Below are 24,981 nucleotides of genomic sequence, written 5' to 3'. Positions count from 1 at the left end.
TAGCGTGCTAGCACAAAAGGCATAAACACGCTATACAGTCTGGCTCTAAGACCGACTTAGACGACAAAATTAAGAATATTAAACATAAAAAAAAGCTTCCCGATAAAAATAAAATTTAGATTTATTAGGAAATCAACACAGAATCTATCGGGGCTCACAACTCACTTCTCACGACTCCACAAGCTGGCGCAAGCATCTTGCTTGTGCCCCTCAATCCTCTGCTAGTACGAGTCTCTTGTTCGTACCCATAAAGAAGATAGGATCTTTAGAAACGGGTTTTGTAAACGATCCTGTCAATTGGAAATTCAGTAATGCCAGGAATTATGGCAATAATGATCACAGCATTTTAGAAATAGATTGAAATTAGTTTGTCGGCACGAGCAAGAGGCTCGCCCCAACAGGCTTCACTATTCGTTATTCACTTTTGACAATTCACTTCTCACATCTCACAACTGGCAACACACTTCTCACGACTCACAACTCCTAACCCCGCCCTTAAATTAAAAACGTCAAAAAACAACGATAAAACGGAGTGGCAGCAGTCCGCGAGTTGAGGACGAAGGACGAACGGCTCGGGCTGCGGAACATTTGAAATTAAAAGGAGGACTGCCAGTGGCAGTCAGGTAAAAACTATAATCCTTTTTAAGTTTTGAATCCCGATCGCTATCGGGATCAGGCTTGATCTTTTGTTTCTTTTGCATCAAGGCAAAAGAAAAGGTTGACTTGATCCTTTAAAGTAGTTCTCGATACATTTTTTGTTCCGTTTCACTTCACAAAAAACACTCGAACTGACGATTTTCATAATTTCATCCAACGGCAAACGATAGACGATGGAGACAACCAATACCCCTTGTCCGTCTACCGATAACTCACAACCCACAACCGATAACAGACAACTGAAAACCCACAACTGTCAACTCACAACTCACTTCTCACGACTGACAACTCACTTCTCACGACTCACTTCTCACGACTCCACAAGCTGGCGCAAGCATCTTGCTTGTGTCCCTCAATCAAAATTCTATAGCACGCATTCGCAAACCACAGCCTGATTCACTTATCAAGCATGAATTCTAATAACTTCATCTAACCAAAAGTAAGGATAAATAAAAACGAGTTAAAATATTGATGGTAAGTAGTTTAACTCGTTTGTTGTTGGCTTGTTGTTGGTTTGTTCTTACTTCCCGATGCAGAAAATAACTTTCCTTACTTTAATAGGGTTTTAAACTTAGGTGGTACAATTATGGTACAATTTAAAGCAAACTATCGCAAAACAAAACAAAGTATCCTTAATCAAGATAACATAACTCATGGGAGTTGTTTATGCAAAAATAGTTATAAACTTTGAATGTTTTTTATGTTACTAACATAAAAAAACTAAGTCTTGTATGATGAGAATATTTAGATTTAGGGGTAAAAAGAACAGAGGTCAAAAATCTAGTATTAACTTTAGATTTTTGACCTCTTTTCAATATCATTTTTGATTTCTAAATAAGTTTTTACACGACCGGACTTAATCCATTTCATTAACTCATGTCTATAAAAATAAATGCGTTTACCTTGTTTATTGACGGGGATTTCCCTTTTACATACTTTACTATAGATTGTTGATACCGATAGATTTAAAAGTTTTGATGCTTCTTGAATGTTTAGAATTTCGTTCTCATTTTCCTCTACAATAGAGATTCTTAGAATAAGTTTTTCCAAATGCTCCAATTTATCATGAATTTTGTTCATCATTACAGGTATTTGGTCAAAAGTAAATGGCTTCATGGTGATCGGTTATTTAAATCTCATGTAAAAGTATTTATTACCGACTTTGGAGATGAAAGATGTCCTTAAAAGGGAGAGTTTGGCTTTTAATTTCTAATTATTGTCGTTTATAAGACATAAGAATCCATTGAGGATAAATGTTGGTTAGAACTGTCGGTTTAGTAACCCTGTCCGAACAGAAAATCCCGAGAGAAAAATATCAAAGGGCTAGAAGGGATTGATTGTCAATCCCTAGATGTGATGAAACGGGTGCAAGATACGAAGACTTAAATATTTTAGGTGTGCTAGTAATTTTCTAATTGGATAATTGGTAGTAAGGAAGAGTGTAAAAAATCAAAGGGCATGACAAAATGTTCCTTGTTGAAAAACCTAAACTCGTTCTCTTCGAAGAAAAGACACTGATTACTAATACAGGAAAACCTGTCTTAGTAATGTTATAAGTCGTCAGGTGCTTATCTCACGCTATTTTAAAAATGTACGATTCCATAAAGATGATGAAGCCAAACTAACTTCTCCTTTGACGGGTGACACAAGACAATTGCGAATACAATCGGCATTCAATCTTAGTGGTGAATTTGCTAATAAACCGATTTTAGAAAATAAATGGGAGCAGGAAACGGCTATTTTGATTTTTCTTTTATCCGTTTACACTTAACGACTGGGTTTTTTATACAAAGTTGGAAAGGTTTTAGTAATGGTTTGCTTTATTTTTTCGTACTATATTTTCATGCACAGCTCAATCGCGTTTTTCTGCTTCCAATTTTATAAAAAAAAATATCAACCGGCTTTATATATAATTTTTGCTGTTGGGTTAATAGTATTGTTTATGGTCTTTTTCTATGAAATTTCAACCGAGTTTATTTACAAAAATTGCTTTTTATACATATCATTCCATCAAGAAATGTATCAGTTTCAGTTTGCTACCTTGTCTGGAAGGTTTGTTTGTAAATTGGGAACCATACAGATTTTAGAACATTACCGAGCACAAAAAAAAGAAGCCAACAAAGTATTGTTGATCAATCAGGTTCACATACTAGGACAAATCAGATTTTTGCTGATTTGTCCCTATTTTTTACTATATAAATCCTTGTATAGCATTACCGTCTTAAATATAAAATTTCAATTAGTATATAATTAACGATTAATTTCGTACACATACTTAATATAAATATGCCCTTAATCGGCAGATTAATACATTTCGTCTAAAAAAAATGTAATTATCAGAAAATCAGATGTTTGTGATTAAAAAACCCCAAAAAAAAACTAATTTTGAATCATAAAACAATTAAGTATTAACCTATATTTTATAACACTTAATTGTTGCATCAATACCTCCAAATCTTTATATAATCAATTTGTATTTATAACCAATTAAATATATTTATTATGAAAAGAATACTTTTTTCAATCGCATTAGTAGTCTTAGTAGCTACTGTAGGTTCAAGTCAAATTCAAGATCAAGATCAGGATCGTAATCAGGACCGAATCATGCTCGTAGATGGTGATGTATTACAAATAAGAGACCGAGATCAGGTACGTCTAAAAGATAAGGTAACGCTTACTGATGGTACAACTATAAATCCAAATGGCAGTTATCAAACAAGTGATGGGAAAAAATTGCGTCTTCGAGATGGAGAATGTCTGGATATGAACGGAGTAAAATACACCAATGAATACCAATACAGACAAAGAATACAAAATGAAAACAAAAACCTTTCGGAAGCACAAATACGAGAAAAAAATCAGAACAGAACTCAATTTATGCTCTTAAACGGAACTGTATTTCAAGTACGAAATGAATCTCAAAATAGAATTCAAGAAAAACTTAATTTGGGTAACGGTGTAGTTATAAATCCTGACGGAAGTTACCAAACTCGTAGCCAAAATAAATTACGTCTCAAAGAAGGGGAATGTTTAAATATGGATGGGCAAAAATTTCAAAATGCATACACGCATCGAAAAATGACTATTCAAAAACAAATGGATGCAAACAAAGTTAGGATGAACAAAAAAATCCAAAGTAAACCAAACATCCAAAAAAGAGGTAGAGTACAATAAATAACAAAAGCAACTTTGGTTTTAAAAATCAAAGTTGCTTTAATTTTTTAATTCAAAATTCTATTAAAATGAAAAACTTACCACTCTTATTTTATTTGCTTTTAGTAGCACTCCCAATTTCATTAATGGGACAAAACCTAAAAAACAAAGATAAAAATTCCTACGTCTTATTTAGTTTAAACTATGAAAGCGATGCCGTATTTATGGGAAGAAACGATTCTGTCCGTGCGCCATACTTAGTACCTTCATTAGGATTTTATGACAGATCGGGTTTTTTTGCAGATGCGTCATTATCCTATTTAACTAAATCGGAAGAAAGCAGAATAGACCTGTTTTTATTAACTGCAGGATACCAATTTAATTCTAAAAAATTAAGTGGCTTACTCTCAGGTACAAAATATTTTTTTAGTAAAGATAGTTACAGCATACAATCGGAAATTGAAGGTGATCTTACAGCCACTCTTGGTTATGACTTAAGCCTTTTTAAAATTTCATTAACTGCAAGCAGCTATTTCAGCAGTAATAGTTCTACTGATTTCTTCGGAGGAATACAATTAGATAAATCAATATACGCATTAGATGATAATTTTGAAATAACTCCAACATTTAATATTTTTGGAGGATCACAATACTTTTATCAGGAGTACTACACTTACAATCGTTTGGGAAACCGAAAAGGGAAGAGTAATCTGCAAAATCCATCCATTAACAATTCTATTGCTATAAAGGAAGTAAACCAATTTAATGTTTTAAATCTTGAAATTAGTTTACCCATTCAATTTCAAAGTAATTCATTTCTATTTTCAATTTCTCCTCATTGGGCATTTCCCCAAAGCAATGCAACCATTACTACTAATGAAATAATATTAAAAGAAGACCTCAAAAATATATTTTACTGGTCAGGGGGCATTAGTTATTGGCTCAATACCAAAAAAAGGAAATAAACAATAATTGTATAACAAAAATAGCTTTTAGACTTACCCAGTTGCGACTAATATTACTTACTGATTGCAAAATAGATTTGACCAAATTTTGAAAAAATTAAATGATTCACCATGTCAAAAATTGTAATACTTGGAGCAGGAATTGCCGGTCAAACCGCAGCAGCTCATTTGAGACAAAAACTTTCAAAAAATCACGATGTTCTCGTAGTTTCTCCTAATAGAAATTACCAATGGGTTCCTTCTAACATTTGGGTAGGCATCAGACGTATGTGAGTCAAAGAGGTTATTTTCCCTTTAGAGCCTTTGTACAAAAAAATGACATCGGCTACAAAAAAGCACAAGTCATTTCGTTTCATCCCGAAGGCGATCCTTCCGAAGCCAAACCATATGTGCTCGTCGAATATGTTTTTGCAGAACGAAAAGGCATTCGAGAAAAATTACGCTATGATTTCCTCATCAATGAAACGGGTCTAAAATTAGCGTTTTACATGACCGAAGGTTTGATTACTGGAACTAATATAACCTTCTCTGCTTGTACTTATTACCATGCTTCACACGCATCAACAGGACCACATGATTTAATTAGAGAAATAAAAACAACTAATTAATCTCAAGCATCTTTAAAACCATTTAAAGATGCTTTTTTTATTTTATCGGACGAGTGTGACATTAGTTACTGTTTACGTATTTTCTGATATTTACCTTTACTGCATTAATTTAGAAAAAACTATTATGAAGCAAATAAACACATTACTACTCTTTGGAATTCTTTCCTTTTCTGCTGTAGGATTCAGTCAGGATACCTTGACTATTTCTAAAAAAGAAATTTGGCAAAAGGCTTCCGATAAAAACCTGCAAATCAAAATCGTTAATCAGGACTTCAAATCGGCACAAGCAGATTACAGACAATCTAATTCGTTATTCTTACCCAGTATTTCGGCATCACATACAGCGATTTCAACAACAAATCCTTTGATGGCTTTTGGTTCCAAATTGAATCAGGAAATTTTAACGCAATCTGATTTTAATCCCGCTCTATTAAACAATCCTGCAAGAACGAAAAATTTTGCTACTAAAATTGAGGTTTTACAACCCTTAATCAATGTAGATGGATTGTACGGAAGACAAGCTGCCAAAGCAAAAATGCAAGCTTTTCAATTGCAAACAGAGCGCACCAAAGAATATCTTGAACTAGAAGTCAATAAAGCTTTCATGGAATTGCAATTGGGTTACAAAGCGGTAAAAGTTTTGGAAAAAGCCAACACAACTGCTGCAGCGAATTTGAAATTGATAGAAAATTATTTTAAACAAGGGATTCTTCAAAAAACCGATTTGCTTTCGGTACAGGTTCGTGTAAATGAAATTAAAAATCAGTTGCAATATGCAAAAAGCAATGTACAAAATGCTTCCGATTATTTGGGATTTCTTTTAAATGAAGATACTGGCACTAAAGTATATAAACCTATCGAGGAATTGGAAAATGCGATAGCTATTCAAACCATCAACACGACGCTTTCCAGCAATAGGAAAGACATTCAAGCAATGGATAAATCATCTGAAGCCTACGCAAAAATGGTACAATCGAGCAAAATGAATTTCTTGCCGAGATTGAATGCTTTTGGAAGTTATGAATTGTATGATGATAAACTTTTTGGAACCAATGCCAAAGGATATTTAATTGGTGCACAAGTATCATGGAATGTTTTTGACGGTTATAAATCTATTGGAAAAATGGAAAAAGCCAAAGCAGATTTCCAAAAGTCAGAAATGGAAAACCAGCAATATAAATCCAAAAGTCAATTGGAATTAAACAAAACCAACCGTCAGTTAAAAGATGCTGAGAATAAGGTTAATCTTTCCAAATTAGCATTAGAACAATCACAAGAAGCCTACAGAATCCGTAGTAATCGTTTTACGCAGGGATTGGAAAAAACAACTGATTTATTACAAGCAGAAACCCAAATGTCTCAAAAAGAACTGGAATTCCTGCAAGCCGTTTTCGAATATAATTTTACTCAAGAATATTTACAATTTTTGACCAAGTAAGAGTTAAGAAATAGAAGAAAAAACAAAGAAGAAAGACATAAAATAATCAATAAAAAAATCATGAAAAAAATAATAGCAATCCTTTCAATAGCTGCAGTTTTCTTAACCTCATGCGGAGGCGACAAAAAAGAACCAATTAAGACAGAACCAGCAATTGCAGTGAAAGTAAGCGGAATTTCAGCTGATGGCAACAGTCCGTTTGTAACGGCCAGCGGTAAAATTGAAGCAGAAAACAGCGCCAACCTCAGCACGAGAATGATGGGTTATGTCACTAAACTTCATGTACAAGTAGGCCAAAAAGTAGGTGCCGGACAATTATTGGTCAGCATTAATAACACTGATTTGCAAGCCAAAAAAGCACAGGTCGATGCCAGTATTCTTCAAGCGACTGCGGGTTACAACAATGCTAAAAAAGATTACGATCGTTTTGTGAATTTATTCAAACAACAAAGTGCTTCGCAAAAAGAATTAGATGATATGACGGCGCGTTACGAAATGGCAAAAGCAGGATTGGAAGGAGCTAGACAAATGCGAAACGAGATTTTAGCTCAATTTTCCTATTCGAATATTAGGGCTCCGTTTTCAGGAACAGTGACTAATACTTTCGTAAAAGAAGGTGATATGGCAAATCCCGGAATGCCTTTGGTAAGTATTGAAGGTGCTTCAAGATTACAAGTAACGGCCATGGTGTCTGAAAATGATATTGCAGAAATCAAAAAAGGAATGCCTGTACATGTTTTGGTAAAATCATCAAATGCAAAACTAATTGGAAAAGTAAGCGAAGTGAGTATTTCGGCTACGAATACCGGAGGACAATATTTGGTAAAGGTAAATTTAGATAAAACCGATAATTCCGTATTATCAGGAATGTTTGTAAATGTGCAATTTCCTGTTGCAAACAAAACGCAAACTGTTGCGTCTGATCGAATTTTAATTCCCGAAAGTGCTTTGGTAAAAAAAGGACAATTAAGCGGAATCTATACAATTGGAACTGGAAATATTGCCATTCTGAGATGGTTACGAATAGGGAAAACGTTTGGGAATCAAGTAGAAGTGTTATCTGGTTTATCAGCGAACGAGCAATATATCGTTTCGGCAGATGGGAAGTTGTATAACGGAGCTTTGGTTCATATTCAGTAAAAAAAGTTGAAAGTTTAAGGTTTAAAGCAGAAAAACGGAAGACCAAAAACTGAAAATGTATAAAATAAATGTCATTGTTAATTCCGCGTGAGGGATTGAGGCGGCATCCTTTTGTGAAGCGTAGCGGAACAAAAGATACTGCTGAAAGCCCCGCCCGACCTTTTTGAGAGGGTCACGCCCAAAAAAATAAAAGAAAATGCAAGAAGGTATTTCAGGTAAAATAGCCCAATTTTTCATCAACTCAAAACTGACTATTTTGCTTATGGTGGGTTTGATGATTATTGGAGTTTACAGTTCGTTTCTGATTCCTAGGGAAGAAGAACCGCAAATTAATGTTCCAATGGCCGACGTGATGGTGGGTTATCCGGGAGCAAGTCCTACAGAAGTAGAAAGTCGTGTGGCAAAACCATTGGAGAAAATAATCTCGAATATCAAAGGGGTTGAACATGTGCATACGATGGCGATGAACGGTCAGGCGATGTTGATTGTACAGTTTTATGTAGGTCAGGATGTGGAGCGTTCGTATGTAAAATTGTACGACGAATTAGCAAAACACGAAGATATGTTTCCAAAAGGCGTGTATAAACCTATGGTAAAAACACGTTCTATTGATGATGTTCCTATGTTGGGGATTACGCTTTGGAGTGATAAACAAGATAGTTTTCAGTTGCGACAAATTACCGAAGAAGTAACATCGGAAATTGAAAAAATAAAAGATGTGGCGATAACCAAAGAAATAGGTGGAAGCAATCGCGAACTGAAAGTGATTCTCGACAAAGATAAAATGGCCGAAAATGGCGTAGATGCTTTGGGAATTATGCAAATGATTCAAGCCAATAACGGAAGTTCACAATCGGGGAGTTTTGTACAAAATGACCAAGAATATTTGATTACAACAGGGCAGTTTTTATCGAATGCCGATGATGTCGAAAACTTGGTAGTTGGCGTGAATAAAAATATGCCCGTGTATTTGAAGCAAGTAGCGAAAGTACAAGATGGACCGGCTACACCCAGAAGTTATGTGGCTTTTGGTTATGGCAAAGCCAATGAAAAATTTAAAACCGCAAAATCGGAATATCCTGCCGTAACCATATCTGTTGGTAAAGTGAAAGGTGCCGATGCGATGAAAATTTCGGAAAAAATTATTGCTAAAGTAGAGCAACTAAAGAAAAATATAATTCCAAATGATGTTCACGTCGAAGTAACGAGAAACTACGGTGAAACGGCATCCGACAAAGTAGGCGAATTATTGTTACACTTAGGTGTCGCAATAGTTGCGGTGACTATTTTAGTGATGTTAGCCATGGGATGGCGTGGTGGATTGGTTGTATTTTTCTCGGTTCCGTTGACATTTGCACTGACCTTATTCGCTTACTATTTATTGGATTATACGTTGAATAGGATTACACTTTTTGCTTTGGTTTTTGTGGTGGGAATTGTTGTGGATGACAGTATAATTATTGCCGAAAACATGCATAGGCATTTTAAGATGAAGCGACTGCCCTTTAAACAAGCGGCTATTTATGCGATAAACGAAGTAGGAAATCCAACAATTTTGGCAACATTTACAGTTATTGCGGCTATTTTGCCAATGGCTTTCGTATCTGGAATGATGGGGCCTTATATGAGTCCAATGCCGATTGGCGCTTCGATTGCGATGATTTTGTCTCTATTTGTGGCTTTGACAGTGACCCCTTATTTGGGATATCATTTGCTTCAGGAAAAAGACGATCAAAAACATAAAGAAGCTGAAGGATTAGAAACTAGTCATATTTATAAAATATACAACAAACTGGAACGACCGTTCTTAGAAAGCAGTATAAAAAGAAGAGTGCTACTTGCCGTAACTGTTGTGTTATTATTTGGTTCTGTTTTGATGTTTTTCACGAAATCAGTAGTAGTAAAAATGCTGCCTTTCGATAACAAAAATGAGTTTCAAGTGGTAATTGATATGCCCGAAGGTACAACACTCGAACGAACTGCAGCGGTTACCAAAGAAATTGCCCAGTATTTATCAAATAAACCAGAAGTGGTCAATTATCAAAATTATATAGGAACATCTGCTCCAATTACTTTCAACGGATTGGTACGTCATTACGATATGCGTGGCGGAAGCAACATGGCAGACATTCAGGTGAATCTATTGCACAAAGAAGACCGAGATATACAAAGTCATGCTATTGCCAGAGCGATGCGTCCCGATATTCAGAAGATTGCCAAGAAATATGGGGCAAACGTAAAATTAATTGAAGTACCGCCAGGACCGCCAGTTTTGTCAACCTTAGTCGCTGAGATTTATGGACCCAATTATAAAGACCAAATAAAAGTAGCCCAACAGGTGAAAACTATTTTGGAAACAACTTCCGATGTTGTGGATATCGATTGGATGGTAGAAGACAATCAAACGGAATACAAACTGGAAGTAGATAAAGAGAAAGCCATGCTGAACGGAATTGCACCGCAACAAGTAGTTGGGAATTTGACTTATTTACTCAAAGAATACCCAGTTTCTAATTTGTATGATGAAAATTCAAATGATAACGTGGCAATTGTCCTTTCGCTTGACGATAAAGACAAAACCAGTTTGCAAGACATTCAAAACCTAAAAATCAAAGGAAGTCAGGGAAATATGATTCCGGTGAGTGATTTGGTAAAAGTAAAAACAGATACATTACAAAAAACCATTTACAGAAAAGACCAGAAACGTGTGGTTTATGTAACGGCTGATATGGCTGGAGCATTAGAAAGTCCGGTTTATGCAATCTTAGGAATGAGTGAAAAACTGACTGAAATGAAAGTCCCAAAAGGGTACAAAGTCAATGAATTGTATATGGAGCAACCCACAGATGAAAGTGATTTTACCGTAAAATGGGATGGTGAATGGCAAATTACTTTGGAAGTATTCCGTGATTTAGGTGTTGCCTTTATGGTCGCAATTGTAATCATTTATATGTTGATCGTGGGATGGTTCCAGAACTTTAAAACCCCGATTGTGATGATGCTTGCTATACCGCTTTCCTTAATCGGGATTGTGTTTGGCCACTGGTTATTGGGCGCTTATTTTACAGCAACTTCTTTCATCGGAATGATTGCATTGGCTGGAGTCATGGTGAGAAACTCGGTTCTGCTGATTGACTTTATAGAAATCCGATTGAATGATGGCATTCCACTAAAAGAAGCGATTATCGAGGCAGGTGCAGTGAGAACCTCTCCTATTTTATTGACTACTGGTGCTGTGGTTATTGGAGCTTCTATTATACTGTTTGATCCTTTGTTTCAAGGATTAGCTATTTCATTGGTATTTGGAGCAATAGTTTCTACTATTCTAACATTGATTGTAGTGCCACTGATTTATTACATAACGGAGAGAAAGAAATGGGAAAAATAAAAAAATGGTGTAAAGTTTAAGGTTTTGAAACCAGAATCTTAAACTTGGAACTTTAAACAACAAAACAAAAATGAAACTACTGATTATAACTGCAGTCATAGCATTTGAAAAAGACATCAAACAAATGCTGAAACAGGCCAATGTAAAAACCTTCACGTATAAAGAGGTTAAAGGCTTTAATGATATTTCTGAAGAAGCTATAGAAAGCAATTGGTTTTCGGCAGAATTAAATGAAACCGAATCGATATTATTTTATGCTTTTGTAAAAAAAGATAACGTAGACAAACTATTTGATTTGATTACCGAATTTAATGAAAAGCAAGAAACGTTATCAAAAATACATGTTGCTGTTCTAAATATCGAAAAATCAATTTAAAAATAAAGAATAATGAAAAACAGAATTGTAAGAGCCGTAGCCGGGAGTTTTATATTAATCAGTTTACTTTTGGCAATCTATGTCAACCAGAACTGGTTGTGGTTTACCACTTTTGTAGGAGCCAATTTATTACAGTCTTCTATCAGCAAATGGTGTTTGATGGATACTATATTAGAAAAACTAGGAGTAAAAGATTAATAAGCAATTCAATCACTGTATAAAATGGAATGCTAATATGAAGGAAACCTAAAGTCTGGAAAAATTTGCAATTAATTTAAACAAAATGAGCTCGATATTGCATCGGGCTCATTTTGTTTATAATTGGACGGGTTCAAAGATAATGGATGTGATTTTTCAATTATTACAAATTTATTTTTGATTACTTTACCGCCGTACCGTCTTTCATTTCTTCTGAAGCTACTTTTACCAGTATCGAATTTTCAGGAATATTTCCAAAAATTTCAACGCGTTTTTCCAATTCTCGGCCTTTCTGAACGGCTGTTCTTTTCATTTTATTATTCTCTACTATAAATACATAGACACCATCACTGGAAGTCACCACAGCTGATTTGGGTACTACATAATTGTTGTCTTTTGATTGTAAGGGCATGAGTACTTCGGCGACCATTCCTGGCAACAGTTTTTTAGAGGTATTCACAACATCCAGTTCCACACGTTCGGATCGAAGCCTGCTGTCTAAAGCGCCGGACATACGAGCTATTTTGGCACGAAAGGTCTCGTTGTTGATTGATTTTACGCTAAAAATTAGTTCGTCATCAACTGTCAGATACCCGGTATACATCTCAGGTACAAAGACCGACAAACGCAATTTACTTTGTTGCTGAAGCGTAAACAAAGGGGATTCCGATCCTTTTCCGGAAGATCCAACAAAGGTACCCGGATTTACATTCCTGGCCGAGATGACTCCGTCAAAAGGCGCGCGGATTAACAGATAGCTTTTCATAATCGCAATTTCTTTATAAGCGGCTTGGGTTGCCTGATATTGGGCATAATCTGAATTTTTGCGGGCTGCAGCCTGTTCCAGATCATTTTTGGAAATCGTTCCTTCTATTTTGCTGGTTTCAAAAAGCCTGTCGAAAGTGCTTTTGCTTGCCGTATAAATGGCTTTTTGCGAAAGTTGTCTGGATTGAGCTGCCGCCAATTGTGAACTGATTTCAGGCGCTTCTAAAATTAGTAATAACTGCCCTTTCTTAACCTGCGAGCCAATATCAACTTTCAGTTCTTTGACAAAACTGCTCACTTTGGCATAAATATCCACTTGTTGGAAACCGGTCAGTTCTGCCGGAATGCGGAGTTCGGTAGCTAATTTTTCTCTACTGATGGTAAAGGTTTCGATAATCGGAGCGGTTTCTACAGCGGCAATTTCTTTCTTTTCAGAAGTATTGCAGGCAGTTAAAACAGTGGTCAGGACTACAAACAGAAACGATATTTTAAATAAATTATTTTTCATTTTGAGGGTGTAAAGATGAGATATAATGTTGGCTTTCCTTGTCTTCTGGATCTAAGGATAAAGAGTGTACCGGAGTTTTACCCATTGCCCAGGCGAAAATGAGCGGTAAAATAAGAAGTACTGTAAAGGTGGAAAATACCAATCCGCCAATCACGGCTCTTCCTAGCGGGGAAATCTGATCGCCGCCTTCACCGTGTCCAATGGCCATCGGGAGCATTCCGGCAATCATGGCAATACTGGTCATGATAATGGGACGGAGCCTTAACGAAGCAGCTTCACGTGCCGATTGTAACGCATTGCCATTGTGTTTTCGCAGCTGTTCTGCATTGGTGATGATTAGAACGGCATTGGCAATAGAAACACCCACCGACATAATAATTCCCATGTACGATTGTAAATTCAAAGTAGAACCTGTAATCACAAGTAGCAACAAAGAACCTAAAACAACGGCAGGAACCGTAGTTAAGATGACCAATGAAATTTTGAAAGACTGAAAATTTGCAGCAAGCATCAGGAAAATTACCATAATGGCAATCAATAAACCAGTCTGCAGACTGCTCATGGTTTCCTTTAAAACCGTGCTTAAACCAATTTGCTCTATGAACAATCCTCTGGGAAGTTCCCCAAGAGAGTCAATGCTTTGCTGAACAGCTTTGGAAGCGGTTCCCAAATCAACATGATCCATATTTGCGGTCACTGAAATATAAGGCATGGCACCAATATTGTCGTTTTCCCCATATGTAAAAGAGGGGGTAATCGTGGCTACATCACTTAAAACCGGACGGGATGCATTCTTCAGCAACGGAATTTCTTTCAGATCATTTTCACTTTTCATTTTGTTTAAAGGTACCTGAACCTGAACGTTATAGGAGAACCCAGCTTTTTCATCTACCCAGATATTCTTTTCGGTATATTGGGACGAAGAAGTGGAAGCAATCAGGGAACGCGAAATGTCGTTCATGTCAATTCCTAATTGAGCGGCACGAGTTCTGTCAATAGTAATGTCCAGCGCTGGATATTTGATGGGTTGGGCAATCTGAATGTCTCTCAAATAGTCAATTTTATTCAGTTTTGCGATGAGTTTCTTGGCATAGGCTTCATTTCGCTTTTTATTTTTTCCGGCTATCCTGATTTCAATTGGAGTAGGGGAACCCTGGCTCAGCACTTTGTCCGTAAGTTCGATAGGTTCGAAAGAAATTTTGACATCGGGTAATATTTTTTTAATGCGCTGACGGAATTCATCTTTGAAAACATCCATATCCACATGATAGTCTTTCAAACCAATTTGGAAAACCGCCTCGTGAGGTCCGGCAGTAAACAAATAAATGGGTGAAACGGAAAATATGGCGGGATGCTGACCCACATAAACGGAGGATATGGCGACGTGTTCTTTGCCAATCATTTTTTCTAGTTCGTTGAGCACCATTATTGCTTTATCTTCGGTACTTTCCAAACGGGTTCCATCCGGCGCCCGCAGTCTCAATTGGAATTGACTTGAATTGACTTTAGGAAAAACATCCTGCCCGATAGTATTCAACAGTAGTAACACTAAACAGGCCGATAGGAAAAGATATACCAGTGTAACCGGTTTTTTATAGTTAAAAAGCCGATTGATGAATCGCATGTATCGGTTTCTGAATCGTTCAAAAAAGTTGATTTTGCCATCATTGTTAAAATCGGCTCTTTGAACAAGGATTTTTTTCTGGTCAAAAGTGTCTTCTTCGGATGCTATCGTCAGTCCTGACGCATTAAACTCCGCTTCATCATCGGTAATATTCGACGGATGCGCTTTTTTTGGATGCGCTTTCATCAGCCAGTTGGCCATCACCGGAACAAAGGTTTGCGAAAGTAAAAAAGACACAATCATCGAAAATCCAATCGCTAATGCCAATGGCAGAAACAACGCACCGGGAATTCCGGTCATCGTAAATGCAGGTGCAAAGACGGCCAGAATACACAGCAGGATTAACAACTTGGGCAAAGCTATTTCTTTACAGGCATTCCAAATAGCCAAGGCTTTGGGTTTGCCCATATCCAAATGTTGGTGGATATTCTCGATGGTTACCGTACTTTCATCAACCAAGATTCCAATAGCAAGAGCCAAGCCGCTTAAAGACATCAGATTGATGGTTTGCCCAAATAGTTTTAAGAATAACACACCAGAAATAATCGCAATGGGTATAGTAAGTATGACAATCAATGCTGCTCTTCGATCTCCAAGGAACAATAAAACCATCAGCCCTGTAAGAACGGCACCAATTATTCCTTCGATAATTAAACTTTTCAGGGAATTAATCACATGAACCGACTGGTCAAATTCATACGATAGTGTGACATCATCAGGTAATGTACTCTGGATTTTTGGGAGTTGTGATTTTAATTTTTGAACAACATCCCAAGTCGATGCATCACCGGCTTTGGCAATACTGATATAAACGGAACGCTTTCCATTGACCAAAGCGTATCCTGCAGTAATATCGGCGCCATCTTTTACCTGAGCCACATCGCCAAGATATAAATTCTGGACACCGCCTTTGAACAACGGTATTTTTTCAAAATCCTTGACTTCTTTAATGGTATTGTTTGTAGGGATAATGTAGTTGATATCTCCAATTCTCAGGTTTCCCGAAGGAGCCGTTTGATTGTTGGTACGGATGGCTTCCACAATTTGGTCTGCTGTCAGCTGATGCGAACGAAGCAAATCAGGATCTACATTAATTTCAATAGTTCTGGGGCTTCCACCAAAAGGTGGAGGTGACAACAATCCCGGAATAGCCGTGAACGAAGCCCTAACATACACGTTTGCCAAATCCTGAAGTTCATTATTAGAACGGGTTTTACTGCTCAAAACCAATTGACCGATGGGTAACGAGGAAGCATCAAACCGAATAATAAACGGAGGCTGGGAACCCGGAGGAAATCTGGACTGAATTCTGTTGGACAACGCACTGATTTCAGAAGCGGCCTGAGCCATATTAGTACCTTCATAATAGGTCACTTTCATCAGTGTGAGTCCCTGAATATTCTTGGTCTCGATATCTTTTACACCATTGGCTAAAATCATTACATTGACATAATTTTTGGCGAAATAGGATTCCATCTGATTGGGCGTGTAACCCGCAAAGGAGTGGGCCAAATAGATAACGGGAAGATTCATTTCGGGCAGAATGTCCACTTTGATATCACGGACGGCACCAATTCCGAAAAAGAATAATCCGGCAACCAAAACCATTATCGAGATGGGTTTGCGAAGGGCAAAACGTATTAAATTCATTGTTTTAAATAATTAAAATTCATTCATAAATAAGTCAAAATCTCCTGTGGCTGCCGCTTTCATCAAAAGCGATTGCCAGACATTGGTGTAAATAATATCACGGTCAGTTTCTGCGCGGTTCAATGTGTATAAAGTCTGTGTAACATCGAGGAGATTGGTCATTCCGTTTTTATACAAAGTAGTTTTCTGCAAATAGGCCCGTTGTGCGGCTTGAACCTGTTTTGGAGCTTCAACATAATTTTCCAAAGCATATTGCATCTTGGCATCAGCCGCATCCGACTGAATTTTTAATTGGTGGTCGATTACTTTGTATTCTTCCTGTAAACCTTCGGAAATCAATTTCTGGGCACTTACTTTTTTGCTCACCCGAGCAATAGTGGTCAGGTTCCAAGTAACACCAACTCCGAACAGATAATTTTGTCTTGAAGGATCAATACCGTCTAAATAATTTTGGGAAAAAGAGTTCTGATTTGCGGCATAATCGTAGTTAAATCCGGAAGCCCGGGCCTGGTATATTCCAAATAAACTGAAGGTGGGATAGTATTCCTTTTTAAAAAGACGAAGCTGTTGTTCGCTGAAAGCTACCCTGCTTTTATGATATTCCAATATCGGATTCAAACTTTCATTTGAGGTTTCCTGCGACAGTATTGCCTTTGGTATTGTCGTGACAAAAGTAGTGTCGAGCACAAAATCCTGTATGGAAACGCCCATCAGCGCGATGAGTTTGTTGTTTTGTTCCTTCACGTGGTCTTTCACCTGATTCAGTGTGATTTTGGATCGGGAAACTTCGGCGGAAGCCAATGTAGAATCTACTCCGGCCAAGAGTCCGTTTTTTACTCTGACTGCAGCAATATGCTGAAAGATCCTAGCGCGTTCCAGATTTTTTCTTTGGGAAATCAACAATCGCTGACTCGCCAATAAGTTGAGGTAAGCAGCGGCAATTTTAATTTTATGCTGGAATTTTTCCTGATTCAGATCTTTTTCGTAACGCTGGGAATCCGCTTTGGACAGATTGATTTTTTGTTTCATTCTCCCAAAAGTGAAAAAATCCCAATTGACATTGACCAGATATAAAGCACCGAAGGCCGCATTCCAATTTTGCTTTTCTAAAGGAAGTCCCGAAGAAGCCACTCCGAGTCCCCCAAAACCATAAAGCGGTCCGTTTTGACCGTTAACGGTTCCAAAATCCTGTTGTCCAGAGAGCATAACATTGGGCAGATATTCTCTGCGAACGTGTTTGATCGTTTCTTTGGAAGCATCGACATAGTTGCTTTTTGCTTTTATTGTTCCGAAATTGGAAATTCCGGTTTCCAAAGCCTCTTTTAGCGGAAGCGTCTGAGAAAAACCCTGAGAAAAGAAAACCAGAAATAGAAAAAGGGTTAGTTTTTTTGTTTTCATTATTAAATTATGAATAAATTTGAAATGCAAAACTAGCCGGAGTACTTCTTTTTGGACGGTTATAAATGACGAACACTTTTTATAAATGACGAATTGAATTGGTCACTCAATCGGTGCCTATTCAAATTATATGTCGTTCCTTTGATACTTTAATTAAAGAGCAATGAAATGGAGATTTAAACCGATTTTAGAAAATAAATGGGAGCAGGAAATGGCTATTTTGGTCTTTTCTTTTATCCTTTTTACACTCAACGACTGGGTTTTCATACAAAGTTGGAAAGGTTTTAGTAACGGTTTGCTTTATTTTTTTGTGCTGTATTTTCATGCCCAGCTCAATCGTGTTTTTCTGCTTCCGGTTTTATTAAAAAAACACCAGCCAGTATTATATATAATTCTTACCGTTGGGTTAATAGCATTTTTTACGGTCTTTTTATATCAAGTTTCAACCGAGTTTATTTACAAAAATTGCTTTTTATACAAATCTTCCCATCAAAAAACGTATCAGTTTCAGTTTGCTACCCTGACTGGAACGCTGGTTTGTATTTTGGGAACCATACAGATTTTAGATCATTACCGAGCACAAAAAAAAGAAGCCAACAAAGTATTGTTGTCCAATCAAGTTCAGCTTAATGCATTAAAGAACCAGTTTAATCCCCATTTTTTGTTCAATACGATGAATACACTTTACGGAATCAGCCTTCAATATCCGGAACGCACTTCGGAAATGATTATGGAAGTGTCGCAGCTGATGCGGTATCAGGTAGAGCTGGGGAACAAAGAATTCGTTTCATTAGAAAATGAAATCACTTTTATTTCCAGTTACATCCAGCTGGAAAAAGAAAGAGTAGGTTACCGCTGCCGTATTGATTTTGATTACGAATGCAATCAGGAAGGAAAGTATGAAATTGCACCGATGGTTTTAATCACTTTTATTGAAAACGCTTTTAAGCATGGCACCGCTACCATCGAAAAGTGTTTTGTAACTATTCATATAAAGGTGATCAAAGGAAAATTGCATTTGAAAGTAGCCAATTCGGTTCCTCACCATAAAAAAGAAGTGGTTTCTACCAAAATTGGTCTGAAAAATACTAGAGAAAGATTGGAAATTGTATATCCGAAAAAACACCAACTTGAAATTACTCATAACGACCAAGAGTATACCGTTAATTTAGTAATTGAACTCCGCCAAACATGACCGTAAGAAAATGTATTATTGTTGATGATGAACCTGCTGCGCATTATGTGTTGGTGAACTATATCAGCCAAAACCCGCAGTTGGAGCTGGTGCAGCAGTGTTACAACAGTATTGAAGCTTTAAATTATCTTCGGTCGAATCCAGTTGATCTGATGTTTTTGGATATTGATATGCCTGAGATTAGCGGACTGGAACTTTTACGAACCTTGACAGATCCACCCAAAACAATTTTGACCACAGCATATTCAGAATTTGCATTGGAAAGTTATGAATTCGGTGTTTTTGATTATCTATTGAAGCCCCTTTATTTTCCGCGTTTTTTGATATCTATGGAGCGCTTCTTTTCCGCTTATGCTGATGAAAAGGCCGAAATAATAAATCCGATTATTGCAGTAAAAATTGATGGATTTATACTCGATTTGAATGTAAATGACATTCTTTTTGCCCAAAGCTGCGGTAATTATGTCAAAATTTTTACGTTAAAAAAAGTTTATCTTGCTTCGATGACGACAAATGAACTGGAAAATAGTCTTTCTTCGGAACTTTTCATGCGAGTTCATAAATCCTATATTGTAGCCATTGCTAAAATTAAGGATTGGGAGCGGAATATGGTCATCATCAATAACGAGAAAATCCCGGTGGGTATTACTTATAGAAGGGCATTGACGGAGCGATTAAATCTAAAATAGTCTACAGACTAGAAATTGAAATTGAGTATGAAATTGATATTACTCATATTTGTTTTATTGAAAATATAATTTTTATTCCCGTAAGTTTCTCCCACATTGAACTTGTATACATACAATAATTGCGCATCAAACCCTTTTAGAATTCCTTGAAATTGGTAACGAACATCAGCATTAGTCTGCACATAAGAAGGTAATCCGTATTTATTCATTGCTACGTTTTTTACATCAGGTAAATCAAAATAACCTACCGCCAAATGAGATTTGAATGTCTTTTTAGGATTCGTATATTGTATTTTGGTCATTACCGCTTGTACATCTCCAAAACCTTCATTTCGTTCTCTGGCCATAAAGGTATAAAATGGGTCTCGTCCCCATTCTCGGGGCATTAAATACCTTCCCTTAGCCGTTATTCGGTTGTAATTTAAAGTAATTTCTATTTTTTTATTTTGCCATCCTAATCTTCCTCCAAAAGTTTGAGAATTGCCATTTTTTTCAAAATAAGTTTTGCTGGGATCCTCATTACCACCAGAATTCAAAGAGTTTTGGTATATCGTCTGAAAACCTAAAAGTAATTTTGAGTTTGGATTTAAATCGTATTTATAATCCATTTGGAACAATGCCGAATTGAATATATTTTCTGCGTATTGATTCCATAATAGTGCTTTTAGATTTTTTATGGATTCATTTTGTACACCAACAATGTAAATTCCATCGCTGTCTAAATTTCCTGCATAACCCGATTTTGTTCCATCAGGATTCACACCAGTTGGATAAATCCCTATGGATTCTCCAACTCTAAAATATTTCATGGTGCTTCGTGGCGAAATTCCGTAGAGGTAACCCACATTAATTTTAGTTTTTTTTAGTTCATTATAATCGATCCAAATTCCATCCACTTCTGTAGGCCGCATTCTGCCATCCTGTAGGTTTATGAAAGAAGTGTTCAATAACTGTTTTCCTAGGGTTACATTAGAATTTTTGTAGTTGTATTTTAAATACAATTCTTCTAACCTGCTTAAATTACCTTTACTTGACGCGTTTTGAAAATCAAACAGCGCCACTTCGTATCTGTTGGATAAATTGGTTACGGGGTCTTTTTTAGAAAAATCAGAGGAACCGATATCATAAATGTAATAGCCGCTGACACCAAATTGAAAATTATGAAATTTGGCCGTTTCAAACTTCACACCGCCACCAAGGGCATTGGCATAATAATCAGATAAGCCACTTTCATTGTTAGTCGCCATGAAAAAATAGCGAAAATGACCACTGAAGTTTCCGTTTTTGAAAGCATTTAGAATCGATGTGGAATCAATTTTTTCATCACTTTTTTCTTTCCAAACAGTTGGTTTATCGGAAATTTCTTGATGTTGTGCCGAGGATTGGATGCTTACTAAAAGTAAAAAAGATGAAATAAATATAGAGAAAAAAGATTTCATTTGTAAGTTTTTAATTTTTGACAAAATTAAACCCAACTGTGATAAATAAATGTAACATTTATCACAGTTGGGCAAATTATATAAAAACTAAATGGTCAGAATACTATCTGAAGGTATAATCAACACCAGTAACCTGAGTTAATAGGGTTTCTGGAGCATCAAGAATTATCGCATTTTTTTGCGGTGTAGGCGTAACGGGAGAGTTTTGTTTTAAATATTCTTTCATTACCGAATGCAAGGTTGCATTTGTGTTTTTGGCATCCATAACTCCTTTCATTCTGCAGAGCATGTCCACAGGGTCGCCGTCACGTTCACAGGCCATTATGGAATACATTTTTTCAGGATCTATTGGCGTGTTTTTAACCGTAATACTTTGCACTCTTTTCCCCATTTCGGCAAAAGCATTAAATTGCACCTCCATTCCTTTGAACTTCACTACCCAACCACCAAAACGTTTAGATGCGTCTTCGGCAAAAACATTGTTTAATTCTTTTTCTAACCAGTTTTTCAATTGTTTTCCGCTTACTTTTGCTGTTCTTACCGTGCTATCCACGGGCAACATATCAAAAATAAATCCGTTTGTGATGGGGATATTTCCGGTTCGATCCGGAGTTGTTTTGGGCGGACAAAAACGAAATCCATTAGAAAGATTAATATCAATTTCCGGAAATTTCCAGTTCAAGGCATTGAGAATCATTGTGTCAATAGGATTTTCCACCACAAAATAGCGGTACAAAGGAATTGTGCTGTATCCAATAACCTGATTGATTTGTTCTTGATAAACAGACTCTTTTTCTATTAATAATTTTTCAATTGCAGCATCTGGTTTTATTTCTGGCGAATCAACTTCCAGCAGTTCATAGCTATCATCAATTACTTTTCCGTTTACAACGGTCAAATCTAATTTTCCAATAAATGAACCAAATGCTCCTGGTTCTACTACTTTTGAATATTTACAAATTATAGGTTTGCGGACTCTTTCGTGTGTATCACCTCCTAAAATATAATTGACACCCTCACATTCAGGGTGGTTTGCTAATGCTATTTGTTGCGATAAACCAAGGTGTGCAATCATAATTACATAGCTGCATTGTTCCTGATTTTTAAGTACATCCACGTAATGAGCCAGATTTTCTTCGGGATTGGTATAGATGATTCCTTTGCTGTAATTTGGGCTCTGTCTCAAGGGTACCAAAGGATCTGTGTAGCCTAAAAAACCAATTTTTGCTCCAGCTATATTCCAAATCGTATAGGGTTGAAAAATAAGTTCGCCTCGTTTTCCGTCGCCTAAATCGTGGTACATATTGGTACAAATTTTTGGTGCATCCAGAGAACCCAAAAGGGTTTGCATTCTTTTTTTGCCGTAAATTACTTCCCAGTTTCCGGGTAAGTACAAATCGTAATCTAACGCATTTAAAATAGGTACAAAAGCTTCACCTGTTGTTTCTACACTTAATTCGCTGCCCTGAAACATATCACCAGTATCGATGATGTAGGTATTTGGGTTATTCTTTTTTAACTTTTTAAGCATCGTTGCCATATAAGCATAACCCCCCGTTTTTCTAAAAACAGCTTTTCCATTTTCCCAAAACAATTCGTCGTGCGGATGAATTTGGCAATGGACATCGGTAGTTTGAAGAATAGAAATTGTTTGAGGTTTGCTTTGGTCGATTGCTGCATCCAGTTTTATTCCCTCGGTTTCATTTGTATTTGCAATAGCAGAAAGGGGCGAAATAATCGCCGCTCCCAGACTTAATGTTCCTACTGATTTCAGGAAATTTCTTCGGTTGTTATTTGATTCCATTTTAGGTGTTGAAAATGATTATTATTTAAAACTATATTTTGTATGAAATGGCGACTATTAGCATACTTGCATTATAATAAGACTTGTTATCATATTTTTTGTTTTAAAATAACTAGATACTTTAAATTCAAATTAACAACATCTTATGCTAATTAGTACTGATTTAATGACCAATTGAATTCATCCTTATGTGGAAGATGGTTTTCATTTTAATATTTAAGAAATCGATTTCGTGTTTTTGCCACGAATACTCTATATATTTTCAAAACGATATTGTAAATTAAAAATATATCGAACGATTTATAATTGATTGGAAATGAAAAAATGTCGCGTAGCAGTTGTCATGTAAATTAGTATAACGATTTAAAACAAAACATAAACTTTGAATACGCTGATATCCCTGACAAATGCTAAGCGACATTGAATTTGTAGATATCTAATGGGAATTAATTAAAATCCTCCTATGATATAATTCCAACCTTGTTCTTGTTTTTCAACAATTTCGGCAATTCCGGCGGGCACATATTCTACTTCTGGAATCAATTGCTCTTTGGTTATCTTTCGGTTTTTCATGGTGTTTTCGCAAACTACAAAACGGACTCCTTTAGTATAAAGTGCTTTAATTGCTGCTATATGCTTTGATTTTGTAGCCATAACAAATTCTAATCCCATGTTGTAAACGACTACTTCATATTTTGCTTTAGGCCAATGGTCCGTTAAATTTTTCAGTTGGTTAGCAAATGCTTTTTGTTGTAAAGTATCGATAGCATTTGTAAACTGAAAAACTATTTTATGATTGTTCGGCCTTTTTTGGGCATAGGTACTAACTGTAAATAATCCAAGAAGAATGAGTGTTGTTAGTTTTAAATTTTTCATTTGTTTTATGTCTTAGATTTCAATTTTCCCTCAGCTTCTTCCATTTTCTTTTTTTCCATTTTTATGGCTTTAAATGGCCCATATTTATGTTGTGTTTCGGTGTATTTATCGGAATAAGGTCCAAATGGATGATCTACTGGTTTTTTGGAAATATTGGGCCAATCCTGACTTAAATCTTTCGATGGTCTGTCCAGACTTTCCACATATGCCGCAATATCCCAGGATTCTTCATCTGATAATTGAGGGTTTTCGTACGTTGCACCCAGCGGCATATTGTATTTTATGTACCCTGCGAACCGACTAATTCTAAACAATCCCGCACCGCTATTGTAGGATTTTTTGCCCCAAAGTGGCGGGTAGGTGTATTCTTTTTTATCCGCTGCCAGAATCCCTTCACCATTTATTTGATGGCAACTGGCACATTTGGCATTATATAATGCTTTGCCTTTTACAGGATTAGCAGCGCGATCTAAATATTCCAAATCATAGATTCCAGCCGCATTTGCTTCTTTTCCTTTGGGAACATTGCTGCCAATGTATTCAATATATGCAATCATGGCTTTCATTTCCCTTTCATCTTCTTTGAGAGGCTGACCGTTTAAGCTTCTTTCCATACAATCGTTAACTCTTTTGTATAAGTTTTCCACTTGCCCGCTTCTGGCTCTCATTTTTGGATACATCGAATATACGGAACCATAATTGTTTCCCCAAGGTTTTGTGCCGGCATCCAGATGGCAATTGTTGCAATTCATCCCGTTGGTGATTTGTTTCACACTGCCATTTGGACCCAAATATTTAGCCGTATGCGCAATTAAATCTTTGCCATATTCTACTTCTTGTTTTAAAGTGGCATCTGTAATCAAATTGAGATCAGCTGGCTTCCAGAATTTTGCCGTTTCATTTTGCACCATCACTTTTTTCTTTGCATCGATATAAAGAGAATCGAGGTTTGAATCACTATTTTGAAACCAAGAAGTGATGGATGAATTGAAAAACACTAGCAAGAACAACCCAATGACTAAGAAAATAATAGTCATAAAGAGATAAATCAGTCTTTTTACGAGCGATTTAAATTGTACGATATTTTGTTTTTCTGGAATCATAAATGTA

General features: G+C 36.5%; 20 protein-coding genes. 12 read left to right on the top strand and 8 right to left on the bottom strand.

The features are described 5' to 3' along the window. Nucleotides 1-1,449: 1,449 nt before the first annotated feature. Nucleotides 1,450-1,773, bottom strand: a complete 324-nt coding sequence (locus BUB25_RS10965) for a helix-turn-helix domain-containing protein (protein WP_072944222.1) — start codon at nucleotides 1,771-1,773, stop codon at nucleotides 1,450-1,452. A 448-nt stretch (nucleotides 1,774-2,221) separates the two neighbouring features. Between BUB25_RS10965 and BUB25_RS16455 the strand changes: the two genes are divergently transcribed. From BUB25_RS16455 to BUB25_RS10920, 10 genes are all read left to right on the top strand, one after another. Continuing rightward, nucleotides 2,222-2,428 carry a hypothetical protein gene (locus tag BUB25_RS16455; protein WP_106357549.1) on the top strand — a complete coding sequence of 69 codons (207 nt, stop codon included), beginning with the start codon at nucleotides 2,222-2,224 and terminating at the stop codon, nucleotides 2,426-2,428. Between the two features lie 731 nt (nucleotides 2,429-3,159). Next, nucleotides 3,160-3,831 carry a DUF6799 domain-containing protein gene (locus BUB25_RS10955; RefSeq protein ID WP_072944218.1) on the top strand — a complete coding sequence of 224 codons (672 nt, stop codon included), beginning with the start codon at nucleotides 3,160-3,162 and terminating at the stop codon, nucleotides 3,829-3,831. 68 nt (nucleotides 3,832-3,899) lie between these two features. Next, entirely contained in the window at nucleotides 3,900-4,775 is an 876-nt protein-coding gene (locus BUB25_RS10950) for a hypothetical protein (RefSeq protein WP_072944216.1), read from the top strand. A 111-nt stretch (nucleotides 4,776-4,886) separates the two neighbouring features. Next, complete coding sequence (locus BUB25_RS16745) at nucleotides 4,887-5,048, top strand: NAD(P)-binding protein (protein ID WP_242497112.1); 162 nt, start codon at nucleotides 4,887-4,889, stop codon at nucleotides 5,046-5,048. Next, a complete protein-coding gene (locus tag BUB25_RS10945) occupies nucleotides 5,024-5,383 on the top strand; it encodes a hypothetical protein (RefSeq protein WP_242497113.1) in 360 nt (119 codons plus the stop codon). Before BUB25_RS16745 ends, BUB25_RS10945 begins: the two co-directional genes overlap by 25 nt. 124 nt (nucleotides 5,384-5,507) lie before the next feature. Further along, nucleotides 5,508-6,821, top strand: a complete 1,314-nt coding sequence (locus BUB25_RS10940; RefSeq protein WP_072944211.1) for a TolC family protein — start codon at nucleotides 5,508-5,510, stop codon at nucleotides 6,819-6,821. A gap of 60 nt (nucleotides 6,822-6,881) precedes the next feature. Further along, nucleotides 6,882-7,961, top strand: a complete 1,080-nt coding sequence (locus tag BUB25_RS10935; RefSeq protein WP_072944209.1) for an efflux RND transporter periplasmic adaptor subunit — start codon at nucleotides 6,882-6,884, stop codon at nucleotides 7,959-7,961. Nucleotides 7,962-8,157: 196 nt separating this feature from the next. Further along, nucleotides 8,158-11,349 carry an efflux RND transporter permease subunit gene (locus BUB25_RS10930; protein ID WP_072944207.1) on the top strand — a complete coding sequence of 1,064 codons (3,192 nt, stop codon included), beginning with the start codon at nucleotides 8,158-8,160 and terminating at the stop codon, nucleotides 11,347-11,349. A 70-nt stretch (nucleotides 11,350-11,419) separates the two neighbouring features. Then, the gene (locus tag BUB25_RS10925) at nucleotides 11,420-11,725 is read left to right on the top strand and encodes a P-II family nitrogen regulator (protein WP_072944205.1); all 306 of its coding nucleotides are present in this window, start codon (nucleotides 11,420-11,422) and stop codon (nucleotides 11,723-11,725) included. Between the two features lie 12 nt (nucleotides 11,726-11,737). Continuing rightward, the gene (locus tag BUB25_RS10920; RefSeq protein ID WP_072944202.1) at nucleotides 11,738-11,923 is read left to right on the top strand and encodes a YgaP family membrane protein; all 186 of its coding nucleotides are present in this window, start codon (nucleotides 11,738-11,740) and stop codon (nucleotides 11,921-11,923) included. A 181-nt stretch (nucleotides 11,924-12,104) separates the two neighbouring features. Here BUB25_RS10920 and BUB25_RS10915 read toward each other — a convergent pair whose 3' ends face one another. Genes BUB25_RS10915 through BUB25_RS10905 form a run of 3 tightly spaced genes read right to left on the bottom strand, consistent with a single transcriptional unit; the run spans nucleotide 12,105 to nucleotide 17,868 of the window. Continuing rightward, nucleotides 12,105-13,196, bottom strand: a complete 1,092-nt coding sequence (locus BUB25_RS10915) for an efflux RND transporter periplasmic adaptor subunit (protein ID WP_072944199.1) — start codon at nucleotides 13,194-13,196, stop codon at nucleotides 12,105-12,107. Further along, complete coding sequence (locus BUB25_RS10910) at nucleotides 13,186-16,428, bottom strand: efflux RND transporter permease subunit (RefSeq protein ID WP_449403989.1); 3,243 nt, start codon at nucleotides 16,426-16,428, stop codon at nucleotides 13,186-13,188. Before BUB25_RS10910 ends, BUB25_RS10915 begins: the two co-directional genes overlap by 11 nt. Before the next feature lie 54 nt (nucleotides 16,429-16,482). Further along, nucleotides 16,483-17,868 carry a TolC family protein gene (locus BUB25_RS10905; RefSeq protein WP_072944193.1) on the bottom strand — a complete coding sequence of 462 codons (1,386 nt, stop codon included), beginning with the start codon at nucleotides 17,866-17,868 and terminating at the stop codon, nucleotides 16,483-16,485. A 163-nt stretch (nucleotides 17,869-18,031) separates the two neighbouring features. On the opposite strand from BUB25_RS10905, the gene BUB25_RS10900 reads away from it, so the two are divergent. Further along, nucleotides 18,032-19,063, top strand: coding sequence for a sensor histidine kinase (locus BUB25_RS10900; protein ID WP_072944190.1), 1,032 nt, complete (start codon nucleotides 18,032-18,034; stop codon nucleotides 19,061-19,063). Continuing rightward, nucleotides 19,060-19,752 carry a LytR/AlgR family response regulator transcription factor gene (locus BUB25_RS10895; RefSeq protein WP_072944187.1) on the top strand — a complete coding sequence of 231 codons (693 nt, stop codon included), beginning with the start codon at nucleotides 19,060-19,062 and terminating at the stop codon, nucleotides 19,750-19,752. Before BUB25_RS10900 ends, BUB25_RS10895 begins: the two co-directional genes overlap by 4 nt. Before the next feature lie 8 nt (nucleotides 19,753-19,760). Here the strand turns inward: BUB25_RS10895 and BUB25_RS10890 are convergent, their stop codons facing one another. The 4 genes from BUB25_RS10890 to BUB25_RS10875 all read right to left on the bottom strand — a co-directional run bounded on the left by BUB25_RS10890 (nucleotide 19,761) and on the right by BUB25_RS10875 (nucleotide 24,974). Further along, entirely contained in the window at nucleotides 19,761-21,191 is a 1,431-nt protein-coding gene (locus BUB25_RS10890) for an OprD family outer membrane porin (protein WP_139256907.1), read from the bottom strand. Nucleotides 21,192-21,294: 103 nt separating this feature from the next. Further along, the gene (locus BUB25_RS10885) at nucleotides 21,295-22,995 is read right to left on the bottom strand and encodes a bifunctional metallophosphatase/5'-nucleotidase (RefSeq protein ID WP_072944181.1); all 1,701 of its coding nucleotides are present in this window, start codon (nucleotides 22,993-22,995) and stop codon (nucleotides 21,295-21,297) included. Nucleotides 22,996-23,445: 450 nt separating this feature from the next. Continuing rightward, entirely contained in the window at nucleotides 23,446-23,871 is a 426-nt protein-coding gene (locus BUB25_RS10880; protein WP_072944179.1) for a DsrE family protein, read from the bottom strand. A 5-nt stretch (nucleotides 23,872-23,876) separates the two neighbouring features. Beyond that, nucleotides 23,877-24,974, bottom strand: coding sequence for a c-type cytochrome (locus tag BUB25_RS10875; RefSeq protein WP_072944177.1), 1,098 nt, complete (start codon nucleotides 24,972-24,974; stop codon nucleotides 23,877-23,879). Nucleotides 24,975-24,981: the final 7 nt, after the last annotated feature.

Source organism: Flavobacterium granuli (assembly GCF_900129705.1).
Classification (GTDB): Bacteria; Bacteroidota; Bacteroidia; order Flavobacteriales; family Flavobacteriaceae; genus Flavobacterium; species Flavobacterium granuli.
This window is presented reverse-complemented; position numbering and strand designations above follow the sequence as displayed.

Coding starts and splice junctions, on each gene's coding strand:
- BUB25_RS10890 (WP_139256907.1), bottom strand. CDS start 21,191: ATGAAATCTTTTTTCTCTATATTTATTTCATCTTTTTTACTTTTAGTA.
- BUB25_RS10905 (WP_072944193.1), bottom strand. CDS start 17,868: ATGAAAACAAAAAAACTAACCCTTTTTCTATTTCTGGTTTTCTTTTCT.
- BUB25_RS10910 (WP_449403989.1), bottom strand. CDS start 16,428: ATGGTTTTGGTTGCCGGATTATTCTTTTTCGGAATTGGTGCCGTCCGT.
- BUB25_RS10965 (WP_072944222.1), bottom strand. CDS start 1,773: ATGAAGCCATTTACTTTTGACCAAATACCTGTAATGATGAACAAAATT.
- BUB25_RS10915 (WP_072944199.1), bottom strand. CDS start 13,196: ATGAAAAATAATTTATTTAAAATATCGTTTCTGTTTGTAGTCCTGACC.
- BUB25_RS10925 (WP_072944205.1), top strand. CDS start 11,420: ATGAAACTACTGATTATAACTGCAGTCATAGCATTTGAAAAAGACATC.
- BUB25_RS10955 (WP_072944218.1), top strand. CDS start 3,160: ATGAAAAGAATACTTTTTTCAATCGCATTAGTAGTCTTAGTAGCTACT.
- BUB25_RS10895 (WP_072944187.1), top strand. CDS start 19,060: ATGACCGTAAGAAAATGTATTATTGTTGATGATGAACCTGCTGCGCAT.
- BUB25_RS10900 (WP_072944190.1), top strand. CDS start 18,032: ATGAAATGGAGATTTAAACCGATTTTAGAAAATAAATGGGAGCAGGAA.
- BUB25_RS10885 (WP_072944181.1), bottom strand. CDS start 22,995: ATGGAATCAAATAACAACCGAAGAAATTTCCTGAAATCAGTAGGAACA.
- BUB25_RS16745 (WP_242497112.1), top strand. CDS start 4,887: ATGTCAAAAATTGTAATACTTGGAGCAGGAATTGCCGGTCAAACCGCA.
- BUB25_RS10930 (WP_072944207.1), top strand. CDS start 8,158: ATGCAAGAAGGTATTTCAGGTAAAATAGCCCAATTTTTCATCAACTCA.
- BUB25_RS10880 (WP_072944179.1), bottom strand. CDS start 23,871: ATGAAAAATTTAAAACTAACAACACTCATTCTTCTTGGATTATTTACA.
- BUB25_RS10950 (WP_072944216.1), top strand. CDS start 3,900: ATGAAAAACTTACCACTCTTATTTTATTTGCTTTTAGTAGCACTCCCA.
- BUB25_RS10940 (WP_072944211.1), top strand. CDS start 5,508: ATGAAGCAAATAAACACATTACTACTCTTTGGAATTCTTTCCTTTTCT.
- BUB25_RS10920 (WP_072944202.1), top strand. CDS start 11,738: ATGAAAAACAGAATTGTAAGAGCCGTAGCCGGGAGTTTTATATTAATC.
- BUB25_RS10875 (WP_072944177.1), bottom strand. CDS start 24,974: ATGATTCCAGAAAAACAAAATATCGTACAATTTAAATCGCTCGTAAAA.
- BUB25_RS10935 (WP_072944209.1), top strand. CDS start 6,882: ATGAAAAAAATAATAGCAATCCTTTCAATAGCTGCAGTTTTCTTAACC.